Source organism: Photorhabdus sp. S10-54, from assembly GCF_963878145.1.
GTDB lineage: Bacteria > Pseudomonadota > Gammaproteobacteria > Enterobacterales > Enterobacteriaceae > Photorhabdus > Photorhabdus kayaii.
In genome coordinates this window covers 143,428-155,453 of sequence record NZ_CAWNXG010000003.1, presented here as the reverse complement: position 1 = coordinate 155,453, position 12,026 = coordinate 143,428, and the positions used below count along the sequence as shown (strand labels likewise).

The 12,026-nt window shown below is 40.9% G+C and carries 10 protein-coding genes; 8 read left to right on the top strand and 2 right to left on the bottom strand.

Annotation, left to right across the window (positions count from 1 at the left end; all coding sequences use genetic code 11):
* Positions 1-41: 41 nt before the first annotated feature.
* From AACQ83_RS03005 to AACQ83_RS02995, 3 genes are all read left to right on the top strand, one after another.
* Positions 42-1,121, top strand: coding sequence for a lipase family protein (locus AACQ83_RS03005; RefSeq protein WP_112876139.1), 1,080 nt, complete (start codon positions 42-44; stop codon positions 1,119-1,121).
* A 591-nt stretch (positions 1,122-1,712) separates the two neighbouring features.
* Positions 1,713-2,819, top strand: a complete 1,107-nt coding sequence (locus AACQ83_RS03000; RefSeq protein ID WP_112876140.1) for a lipase family protein — start codon at positions 1,713-1,715, stop codon at positions 2,817-2,819.
* A gap of 235 nt (positions 2,820-3,054) precedes the next feature.
* A complete protein-coding gene (locus tag AACQ83_RS02995; RefSeq protein WP_112876141.1) occupies positions 3,055-3,609 on the top strand; it encodes a GNAT family N-acetyltransferase in 555 nt (184 codons plus the stop codon).
* 124 nt (positions 3,610-3,733) lie between these two features.
* On the opposite strand, the gene dusC is transcribed toward AACQ83_RS02995, so the two are convergent.
* A complete protein-coding gene (gene dusC / locus AACQ83_RS02990; RefSeq protein WP_112876142.1) occupies positions 3,734-4,666 on the bottom strand; it encodes a tRNA dihydrouridine(16) synthase DusC in 933 nt (310 codons plus the stop codon).
* Between the two features lie 3 nt (positions 4,667-4,669).
* Positions 4,670-5,956 (bottom strand): ATP-dependent RNA helicase RhlE, encoded by a 1,287-nt coding sequence (gene rhlE / locus AACQ83_RS02985; protein ID WP_112876143.1) that lies wholly within the window; start codon positions 5,954-5,956, stop codon positions 4,670-4,672.
* 302 nt (positions 5,957-6,258) lie between these two features.
* On the opposite strand from rhlE, the gene cecR reads away from it, so the two are divergent.
* The 5 genes from cecR to AACQ83_RS02960 are packed head-to-tail and all read left to right on the top strand — an operon-like array spanning position 6,259 to position 11,979.
* On the top strand, positions 6,259-6,945 hold the full coding sequence (cecR, locus tag AACQ83_RS02980) for a transcriptional regulator CecR (protein ID WP_112876145.1): 687 nt from the start codon (positions 6,259-6,261) through the stop codon (positions 6,943-6,945).
* A gap of 16 nt (positions 6,946-6,961) precedes the next feature.
* The gene (gene hlyD, locus AACQ83_RS02975; RefSeq protein ID WP_112876146.1) at positions 6,962-7,954 is read left to right on the top strand and encodes a secretion protein HlyD; all 993 of its coding nucleotides are present in this window, start codon (positions 6,962-6,964) and stop codon (positions 7,952-7,954) included.
* Positions 7,955-7,963: 9 nt separating this feature from the next.
* Positions 7,964-9,700, top strand: coding sequence for an ATP-binding cassette domain-containing protein (locus AACQ83_RS02970; protein WP_112876147.1), 1,737 nt, complete (start codon positions 7,964-7,966; stop codon positions 9,698-9,700).
* Positions 9,700-10,860 carry an ABC transporter permease gene (locus AACQ83_RS02965; RefSeq protein ID WP_112876148.1) on the top strand — a complete coding sequence of 387 codons (1,161 nt, stop codon included), beginning with the start codon at positions 9,700-9,702 and terminating at the stop codon, positions 10,858-10,860. Before AACQ83_RS02970 ends, AACQ83_RS02965 begins: the two co-directional genes overlap by 1 nt.
* Before the next feature lie 12 nt (positions 10,861-10,872).
* Positions 10,873-11,979 (top strand): ABC transporter permease, encoded by a 1,107-nt coding sequence (locus AACQ83_RS02960; RefSeq protein ID WP_112876149.1) that lies wholly within the window; start codon positions 10,873-10,875, stop codon positions 11,977-11,979.
* Positions 11,980-12,026 lie beyond the last annotated feature (47 nt).

Below are 12,026 nucleotides of genomic sequence, written 5' to 3'. Positions count from 1 at the left end.
AGATCAACATTTACCATATGAAAAAATGGGAGGGGTAAAAAATGACTATATCTCTTGAAGAGCAAAAATTAAATCTCGCGTTAAGCCTTATTATTAATTCTGGAGAAATATCTGACAAATCAGACAAAATAAAAACCATTGAATGTGATATTAAACAATCACTTAAAAACAGTAAGGCAACAGCAGATAAATTCTCTATTATTTGGGGACCGGCTGTGTTCCGTATTAATGAAAAACACCATGACAAAAAATATGATCACGTTGTCATGATTGTGAAAAATATCGATAATCCAAGTGACTATCGCCTTATCATTCGGGGAACCTGGTCTAAGATTAACGAAATTGATGAAGATCTTCATGTATCTAAAACTGTAGACTGGTCGAAGTGGGACACAAATATTCCTCAAGAATTTAAAGATGCTAAGATCTCCCATGGAACAGACTTAGCATTAAAATCCCTTATTCAAGGTAAACCTCTTAATGAGAACAACGTATCACTCATCGATAAACTTGATGAAATTACCACAGAAGAAAGGAAAGATAAGATACTGAATATTACCGTCACGGGGCATAGTTTGGGTGGTTTACTAGCCTCTACTATTGGCTTATATCTTAAAAGGCACTACATCAACAACAACAATATACGTATTCACACTTGCTCCTTCGCAGGCCCAACTGCCGGCAATGATATTTTCGCCTCCTATTCTGACTCTGTTTTTAAAGGAACATTAAGCCCTAACGTTTATGAAAGTAATTTTCTGAGAATTCATAATATCAATGATATCGTTCCATTAGCATGGGCTAAAAATGATTTGAGGAAAATTGAGAAACTCTATCCAATACTAACAATTGGAGTTGAGATTTATATCCACAAAACCCACCATATAAACTATACCCAACTCTCCCCAGAGTGCTCTTTTTCAGAGAAGTTAAATAAACATCAAAACTTACTTGATAGTATAGGATTTCAACATATCAAGGCATATCCAAAACATTATCAAATGACTTACAAAGAAGTTCATGGCAATTCAACGATACCGACTGATTGCGATATTGTTGTGGTTGACAATAACTTATCTAAACATATTCATGACTGTTTCAGTTCTCTAATTAAAGATTAGAACAATATTACTAACCTTACCATATTGTAATATATTTTTTGATTCATCAGTAATGGAATCTTATATTAAGGGTTCCATTCATTGCAATAAATTATACCCGTCATCTTTCAAGTTGCCTCTTTGTTGGCTGCACTCTCTCACCCCGGTCGCATAGTTCGCTATGCTCCCGGGGATTCGCTCCCTTGCCGTCGCGATGCATCTTGAAATCCATTGGGTATATAATTAAATAGCGTAAATAAATTATTTTTCTTATCTATCACTAATTACAGCCATTCACTATCACTCATTTTTGTAGATACCAATATAAATTATTTTCCATAGATAATAGATATCACAATTATCACTCTCAATAGCTAATATAACCTTACAAAAGCATGGTGTAATTTTTATCGCTTATTTTAAAGTTCATAATAGATAATTTATTTTGTTAAATAAAATAACTTCAAAAAATTATATACTCTCATTTAACAGATTTAAAGATTATTATTAACTTTGATTCTGTTGTTTAAATAAAAACCCAAGGTATTGATCATTGATGTTTAAGCTAACACATCAGATCAGCATTCATTATATTAAAAATTGGAAACAAAAATGACAATTTCTCTTGAAGATCAAAAAATAAATCTCGCGTTAGGCTTTATTATTAACTCGGGGAGTATAATAACCTATCAACCAGAACCGGCTCTCGTTTCAGAAAATATTCAAAAATCATTAGCAAGTAGTAAAGCGACAGCAAATAGATTCTCTATCATTTGGGGACCTGCTGTTTTTCGTGTCGGTAGTGTTAATAAGAAAACAAGCGTTACAGATAAAAAAGATGATCACGTTTTATTCATTGTAAAAGATCTCAAAAATCCAAATGATTATCGAATCGTTATTCGTGGTTCATGGTCCACTGTTAACTGGTTTGATGAGAATTTCAATGTAGGCACAACTGAAAACTGGTCAATTTGGGATCCAAAAGCCCCCAAAGATGCTAAAATTTCAAAAGGAACCCATATAACTTTAGACTATATTGTCAACCAAATAAAGAGCAATAACCCTGCTGGTTATGGAAAATCATTGATTGAGGTAATTGATAAAATTGCTCTGGAAGAAGGAATACATAATATTATTCTTACAGGGCACAGTTTAGGCGGTGTGATGGCCTCTACGCTTGGTCTGTATTTAAAGAGACGTTATATTGATAAAGGAAATAACAATATTCGTATTCATGTTTCCTCCTTTGCTGCCCCAACTGCCGGTAACGACGTTTTTGTATCCTATAGTGAATCTATTTTTAATGGAACATTACTATCTAGCTATGAAAGTAAGTTTCTCCGAATCCACAATCGTAAAGATATCGTTACCCTAGCCTGGAGTGTAAAAGGATTAGAGCAAATTAAGGCTCTCTATCCAATATCAACTTTAATCGTTAACGGTTTTATTTCAGTCGTGAAGGATAAAAATTACACTCAAATTACGCCAGATTTACCTTTTACTGCACCTGATTTAAAACCTTCTACAGGTTTAATTGAAAAACTCGTACTTCAACATATTGATGCTTATCCCAAAGAGTACGGCATGAGTTTTATTGTAGTTAATGATCGTGCTAATCCACCAACTGATTATGATATTGTTGTAATTAACGATGGTCAATCTCGCAATATTAGAGAGCTTTTCTCATCTATTATTCAAGATGAAGATAATACCTGTTAATTTCATCGTATTGTCTCTTGCTTTAATTTAAACCAAATGGAACCTTGATTAAAGGTTCCATTTTATGACTTCATAATCTTCAACATTACTAATGAATCATCCCTCCACCAAAATCATTCATAATAACCATTATCACATCAATTAAAATTCTTTTGACAAAGATATCACGTAGTGGTAGTAAAATTCATTATCATCTGACTTTTTTTAAAATAAAGCATTACCAAAGGAAACCAAAATGGAACCCAAAAAACTAGAAACCAGAAGATTGATATTACATCCTTTAGAAAGTAAGGATTATATACAAATTCAAAATATCTTTCCTCAGTGGGAAATTGTTCGCTATCTTACAGCAAACACCCCGTGGCCCTACCCAGATGATGGTGCCATGAAATATATAAATAATATTGCCCTACCATCAATGGCAAAAGGAAATGCATGGTTTTGGACTATAAGAAAGAAGGATCAGCCATCAATAATAATAGGAATGATATCACTATATGATCAAGAAAATAATAATAGAGGTTTCTGGCTAGATCCACAATGGCATAGAAACGGATTTATGACCGAAGCGGTCCAAATAGTTACCGATTTTTGGTTTAATACCCTAAATCGCAACCTACTCAGAGCGCCTAAATCCAGTAACAATATCGCTTCAAGGAAAATATCAATTAAAAGTGGTATGCGATTAATAAGACTAGAGAGTAAAGATTTTGTTAGCGGAAGAATGCCCTCGGAAATATGGGAAATAACTCGCGACGAGTGGAATAAAAATAATTCTCAAAAAGAGTAACGGTCTTACATGTTCATGGGCATGCTTTTGTCTAAGCACTGCCCAAGTTCATTCTTCATAACAAAGAAGAGCAAAATAAAATAATAGCCCTGATGGGAGGTTTTAAATTGCTCTTAATCACCTGTTACACCAAAGAGATCACATGTGCTATATCAGCAGATGTCTTTAACTTTCTTATCTCTTCAAACAGCGTTGTCGCCTCTTCATATTCTTTGCGTAAATAACCAAGCCACTGTTTAATCCGAGCAACATGATATTGCCCGGTATCACCCTGTTTTTCCAACCGGATATATTTTTGCAATAGTTGAACAACGTCCTGCCAACACATTTTTGGTTCGTTATATTTCACCACTCGGCTCAAATTAGGAACATGAAGCGCACCCCGCCCAATCATGACCGCATCACAACCTGTCACATTCAGACAATCCTGCGCACTTTGCCAATCCCAAATCTCACCATTGGCGATAACCGGAATAGAAAGACGTTGACGAATTTCACCAATTGCTTGCCAGTTAATACGCTCCGCTTGGTAACCATCCTCTTTGGTTCGCCCATGAACCGTAATTCCCGTCGCGCCCGCCTGTTGTACCGCATCAGCAATTTCGAATTGCCGATCACCGCTATCCCAACCCAAGCGAACCTTAACCGTCACAGGCAAATGAGCAGGTACCGCTTCACGTATCGCTTTCGCTCCCTGATAAATCAGTTCAGGATCTTTCAGCAGCGTTGCTCCGCCACCGCTACCATTGACTGTTTTTGACGGGCAACCGCAATTCAAATCAACACCGTAAGATCCTAATTCAATCGCTCGTACCGCATTCTCTGCCAGCCACTGCGGATATTGGCCCAAGAGCTGAACCCTTACCAACGTGCCGGATGGTGTCCGGCTTTGGTTATGTAATTCAGGACAAAGCCTATAAAAAGATTTTACTGGCAATAAGCTATCAACAACTCGTAAGAATTCTGTAATGCACAGATCATACTCATTGATTTCACTCAGAAGTTCCCTGACCAAAGAATCCAGCACACCCTCCATCGGAGCCAGTAAAACCCGCATTCATTAACCTCTAGCGTTAGGCCATTTATGGGATACATCATGATTGCGGCTACGCTGACGTGAAGGTACCCCAGAACGACGATGGCTATTTTTCTGCCCATTATCGCCACGTGCCTGACGGCCATTCTGAATAGGTTCAGCCTTGATGGTTGGATCTGGCTCATAGCCGGGAACTGCCATACGGGGAATCTCCCGTTTTAACAAACGTTCAATATCTTTCAACAGTTTATGCTCATCAACACAGACCAGAGAAAGTGCCTGCCCTGTTGCATCTGCTCGACCAGTACGACCAATACGGTGGACATAATCTTCAGCGACATTAGGCAATTCAAAATTCACCACATAAGGCAGTTGATCAATGTCCAAACCACGGGCAGCAATATCTGTCGCTACCAGCACTCTGATCCGGCCATCTTTAAAATCAGCCAGTGCACGGGTTCTCGCCCCTTGACTTTTATTACCATGAATAGCAGAAGCCGTTACACCATCTTTATTTAACTGTTCCGCCAAACGGTTTGCGCCATGTTTGGTTCGGGTAAATACCAGCACTTGCTGCCAGTTACGGCTACCGATCAAGAAAGAGAGCAGCTCACCTTTACGTTTTTTATCGACAAAGTGAACAAACTGTTCAATCTGTTCAGAAGCAGAGTTACGACGTGCAACTTCAACACTAACAGGATCACGCAATAACTTATTGGCTAATTTTTTGATATCGTCAGAGAAAGTCGCAGAAAACAGTAAATTTTGCCGTTTCGGTGGTAATTTATTCAGCACCCGGCGAATATCATGAATAAACCCCATATCCAGCATCCGGTCAGCTTCATCCAATACCAGAATTTCTACCCGTGATAAATCAACCGCATTTTGATGTTCAAGATCCAGTAACCGCCCTGGCGTTGCGACTAAAATATCCACACCACCCCGCAATTTCATCATCTGAGGGTTAATACTGACACCGCCAAAAACAACCAGAGAGCGCAGTCTGAGGTATTTGCTGTAGTCGCGTACATTTTCACCCACTTGAGCAGCTAATTCACGAGTTGGAGTCAGGATTAATGCTCTGACTGGCCGGCGCCCTTTCATCTGAATAGGAGAATCATTTAACCGTTGCAGCATGGGTAAGGTAAAACCGGCAGTTTTACCCGTGCCTGTTTGAGCACTCGCTAATAAATCTTTACCTGCTAATACAACAGGAATTGCCTGTTGTTGGATTGGCGTCGGCGCTGAATAACCTTGTTCTTCAACGGCACGCAAAATATCAGCACTTAAGCCAAGTGATTTAAAATTCATAAATAAGAAAAGCTCCAAACTTCACCATTCCTGAACGCTATTCAGGGGCAGTTTTATGGGAAGAAAATCAGACGTGGTAAATACCACAAAGGAAAAAACACAAACTGCAATGCTCCATGTTTTAACTATTATACCAGATATACTTTCTGATGATGCAACTAAAACGACAGCTATTTACCCAGTAATTTTCATGATCCATAACATTTTTATGCAATTTACATTGATTTACTATAAGTATAGAGTTAACTAATGATTGATATTTTGTTTAAGTCTTTTGATTATTTGCAACAGGATTCATGTCCATGTCAGTCAACAACACCCAAACCACCAGAGGCGAACAAGCCAAACAACAGCTACTCGAAGCAGCCCTTGAAATTTTCGGTAAATCAGGACTGACCGGTGCAACGACTAGGGAAATTGCATTACATGCTCAACAAAACATTGCCGCCATAGCTTATTATTTTGGCTCTAAAGAGGGGCTTTATCAGGCAGTTGCCCAGCATATTACTGACACAATTAAGACTGAGTTCACTCATCTTTTTAAAAAAATTGATGATTTTTTTTCATCATCAGCACCGTACTCACCAGAAAATATATTGAGGATGATTCATGAAGGATTCCTTGGAATTAACCGCCTGATGATTGAAAAAGAGAGTATTAATATCAGCCGGATAATGGCCAGAGAACAACTTGCGCCAACGGATGCTTATACCCTAATCCATGAGCAAGCACTCGTGCCCCTTCACAGCAGATTAAATAAACTGATTGCCAGCTATATCGGCGCCGATGAACATCAGCTTTCTACCATGCTACACACTCATGCTTTAATGGGAGAAGTTCTCACTTTCCGCATGGCGAGGGAAACTTTATTACGTCAGACAGGCTGGAATAATATCGGACCCGAAGAATATAAATTGATTGATCAGATCCTTATCCAGCATATCGATTTATTACTGAATGGACTGAAAAAACATAATCCGAATAAATAAAATAACAGGGAATATCATGTACAACAAAAAACTCACTCTGGCAATATTGGTGACCGCGATTATTCTTAGTGCTATTTTAGGAAGTTACTATTATCAAGGTAAAAGTGATAAAACTCTGACCCTCTATGGCAATGTAGATATACGTACTGTTAATCTTAGTTTCCGGGTTGGTGGTAAACTCGCTAGTCTACAAGTTGATGAAGGCGATACCATTGCAGCCAATCAAGTCATCGGCCAACTGGATAATGGGCCATTTATTAACGCCCTCAATAAAGCGAAAGCCACTCGTGATAGCACTAAAGCACGTTTAGCCATGATGGAAGAGGGTTATCGCACAGAAGAAATTGCCCAAGTCCGTTCGGAAGTTGCACAACGCGAGGCTGCCTGGCATTTCGCTAATAGTTTCTTCAAACGCCAACAAGGTTTGTGGCAAAGTAAAGTTATTTCGGCCAACGAATTAGATGATGCTAAAACAAATCACAATCAAGCATTAGCAGCTTTACAAGCAGCTAAAGATAAACTGAACCAGTTCGAAACCGGTTATCGTAAAGAAGAAATTGCAGAAGCTAAAGGCCAGCTTGCTCAAGCCGAAGCGGCTGTTGCTCAGGCTGAATTGGACTTGCAAGATACTCAACTGACTTCCCCCTCATCCGGTACTATTCTGACCCGCGCCATTGAACCAGGCACTATGTTGTCAGCCGGCAATACGGTGTTTACACTTTCTCTGACTGACCCAGTTTGGGTAAGAGCCTATATCGGTGAAAGCCATCTCGGACAGGCAACGCCCGGACGTGAAATTTTACTCTATACCGACAGCCGTAAAGATAAACCTTATCACGGCAAAATTGGCTTTGTTTCACCCACCGCCGAATTTACACCAAAGAATGTAGAGACCCCTGATCTACGTACTACTCTAGTCTATCGGTTGCGCATTATTGTCACCGACCCGGATGATGCCCTGCGTCAAGGTATGCCAGTTACTCTGCATTTTTCCGATTCAGATAAATAAGGAGCTGTCATGAGCAGCTCTGCATATACGATAAGGTTAGAAAAAGTCGAAAAAACTTTTCCCAGCCTGAATAATCCTGCGGTATCCAGCCTGACCGCAGAGATCTACGGTGGCTCAGTTACTGGGCTTGTAGGCCCGGATGGAGCAGGAAAAACTACACTGATACGCATGCTAGCGGGTTTACTGAAACCCGATAACGGTTCTATTGAAATAATGGGGCTTGATCCGATAAAAGATGGCGTACAAGTGCGCTTTGAACTGGGCTATATGCCACAGAAATTTGGCCTGTATGAAGATTTAACCGTATTAGAAAACCTGAATCTGTATGCAGATCTGCGTGGCGTGCTGGGTGACGAGCGTAAAAAAACCTATGAACAACTACTTACGTTTACTGATCTGACCCGTTTTACCGGGCGACTGGCGGGCAAACTTTCAGGCGGCATGAAGCAAAAATTGGGGCTTGCCTGTACTCTGCTTGGCAAACCCAAAGTTCTGCTGCTGGACGAACCCGGCGTTGGAGTTGACCCGATAGCCCGCCGCGAACTCTGGCGGATGGTTCACGAACTGGCAGATGATGGGATGCTAATCCTCTGGAGTACTTCTTATCTGGATGAAGCTGAGCGGTGTCGTGATGTCCTGTTACTTAATCAAGGAAAACTGCTCTACAGCGGACAACCACAAAAACTGACCCAAAAGATGTCCGGGCGTTCTTTTCTGCTTGGTGCCAAACAAGATTCTCGTAGAAAAATGCTGCAACACGCTCTTACCTTGCCACAAGTAACAGACGGCGTGATTCAGGGGAAATATGTTCGTCTTATTCTCAAAGCTGATGCCTCACCGCAAGAATTACTTAGCCAGCTTAAGCAACCTGATGCTGAAATCGTTAAAACCGCTCCCCGCTTTGAAGATGCTTTTATCGATTTACTCGGTGGCGGTTCCACCCGCCATTCTGAACTAGCAAAGATCATGCCACGGATTGCTGCTAACCCGACAGAAACAGTCATTGAAGCGCAGGATTTAACCAAAAAATTTGGCGATTTTGCTGCCACTGACCATGTTGATTTTCAGGTAAAACGTGGAGAAATCTTTGGTCTGCTTGGCCCGAACGGTGCCGGTAAATCCACCACGTTTAAAATGATGTGCGGGCTCACGGTGCCGACTGGCGGTAAGGCGCTGGTATTGGGAATGGATCTGAAAACCAGCTCCGGGAAAGCCCGCCAACATTTGGGTTATATGGCGCAGAAATTTTCTCTGTATGGCAACCTGACAGTTGAACAGAACCTGAAATTCTTTTCCGGCATTTACGGCCTGCAAGGGCGCAAGCAAAAAGAAAAAATTGATGGCATGATCAACGCTTTCAATCTCAAATCTGTTTTACATCAAACCACCGACCAATTGCCTCTGGGATATAAACAGCGTCTTGCCCTTTCCTGCGCACTGATGCATGAGCCAGATATTTTGTTCCTGGACGAGCCAACTTCGGGAGTTGATCCACAGATACGACGGGAATTCTGGCTACATATTAATGGCATGGTAGATAAAGGCGTTACCGTTATGGTGACCACCCACTTTATGGATGAAGCAGAATATTGTGACCGAATAGGGTTGGTATTCCGAGGTAAATTGATTGCCGCCGGAACGCCTGATGATTTGAAACAATTGGTTGCTACTGATGAAAAACCTGACCCATCAATGGAACAGGCATTTATTGATCTGGTCGTTAATTATGATGAGGAGCTACAATAATGAGTAGCCCAAAGCAACATACTCCACAGCAAGCTGTCTGCTTCTCTTGGTGGCGATTGAAAGCACTTTGTGTAAAAGAAACAAAACAGATCTTACGTGATCCCACCAGCGGATTAATTTCTATTGCCATTCCATTGATTCTGCTGTTTATCTTTGGTTACGGTATTAATCTCGACGCCAGTACAGTCCGTGTTGGTATTCTGGTAGAACAACAAAGTGAAGATGCTCGTGAATTGATACAGGCTTTTGCCGGTTCTCCCTATATTGAACCCAAAATCAGCGATAATCGTCAGCAATTAATTAATATGATGCAATCAGGAGAAATACGTGGACTGGTTGTCATTCCTGTTAATTTCGATGCGCAACTTGCCCGTCCTGACGGTAAAGCCCAAATTCAAGTCATTACTGACGGCAGTGAACCCAATACAGCAAGTTTTGTACAAAGTTATGCTAAAGGAGTGTGGCAGATTTGGCTACAACAAAGAGGACAAGATCAGGGGAACGCTGTTAATCCGTTAATTGATATGCAGGTTCGTTATTGGTTCAATCCGGCAACAATTAGCCAGCATTTCATCATTCCCGGCGCAATAACCATTATCATCACCGTGGTTGGCGCCATTCTGACATCATTGGTGGTTGCCCGTGAATGGGAACGCGGTACGATGGAAGCTCTGCTTTCTACTCAAATTACCCGCACCGAATTACTGCTTTCTAAACTCTTGCCTTATCAAGTGCTTGGATCATTCTCCATGATGCTCTGTATGCTGATGACAGTATTTGTGCTGGATGTACCCTACAGAGGCTCATTATGGATATTGTCCGCAATCACTAGCCTCTACCTGGCTACGGCCCTTGGTATCGGGCTTTTGATTTCTACGGTGACACGCAACCAATTTAATGCCGCAATGATAGCGCTGAATGTCGCTTTTCTGCCTGCGATTATGCTTTCCGGCTTCATCTTTGAAATAAATAGCATGCCTGCCTTTATTCAGGTAGTGACCTATTTCATCCCGGCTCGTTATTTTGTCAGTAGTTTGCATACTCTCTTTCTGGCTGGAAATATCAGTACGGTACTGGTGATAAATCTATTATTACTGATCGCCTCCGCTATTGTGTTTATTGGCCTGACAGCATGGAAAACCCAGCGGCGTCTGGATTAAGAAGGAATTAGCATGTTTTATCGTCTTTACACCCTGATTATTAAAGAATTGCAATCTCTACTCAGAGATCCGCAAACACGGGCTATCTTAGTTATGCCGGTTATCTTCCAGATGATCTTATTTCCTTTATCAGCAACCCTTGATGTGACTAATGCAACTATTGCTATTTTTGATGAAGACAAAGGCAAAGCCTCTATTGAGCTCACCCAACGGCTGGCAAAATCAAAAGCATTTCCTGATGTGCTATTGCTGAACCATTCACAAGAAATACAACCGGTAATCGATCACCAAAAGGCCTTATTACTGGTACGTTTCCCACAAGATTTCAGTGCTAAAATTGCCAGTCATGACCCGGTTTCCCTCCAAGTATTGCTGGATGGACGCAATTCTAACAGCGCTCAAATTGCTGCGGGCTATATCCAAGAAATTGTCCTTAACTATCAACAGGAACTGATGGGTAACCTGCCGAAAGCCAATAATAGCGAGTTGGTGATCCGCAACTGGTATAACCCTAACTTGGATTATAAATGGTTCGTCGTGCCCTCTTTGGTGGCACTGATTACTACGGTTGGAATATTGACGGTCACAGCACTGTCAATTGCGCGCGAAAGGGAACAAGGAACACTGGATCAATTACTAGTTTCACCCATGACCACCTGGCAGATTTTCATTGGCAAAGCAGTTCCTGCGGTGATTGTCGCTACCTTTCAGGCAACTTTAGTGCTTGCTATTGGCATATTCTGCTATCAAATTCCCTTTTCTGGTTCACTAGCGCTGTTTTACTGCGCTATGCTGATCTACAGTTTATCGTTGGTGGGATTTGGCCTGCTAATCTCTTCCCTTTGCTACACTCAGCAACAGGCGTTTATTGGCGTATTTGTCTTTATCATGCCCGCTATCTTAATCTCCGGTTATATTTCTCCGGTTGAAAATATGTTCGGATGGTTACAAGACATCACCTGGATTAATCCTATCTGGCACTTTAACGACATCACTAAGCAAATTTATCTCAAAGATGCCGATTTCACGGTTATCTGGAGAAGTTTGTGGCCTCTTTTGGTAATTACTGCCACAACCGGTAATCTTGCCTATTGGTTATTTAGACGGAAAATTGCTTAATAAGAATGACCCTGCATTTTAGCTATACTTAACGATGCAGGGCTTTT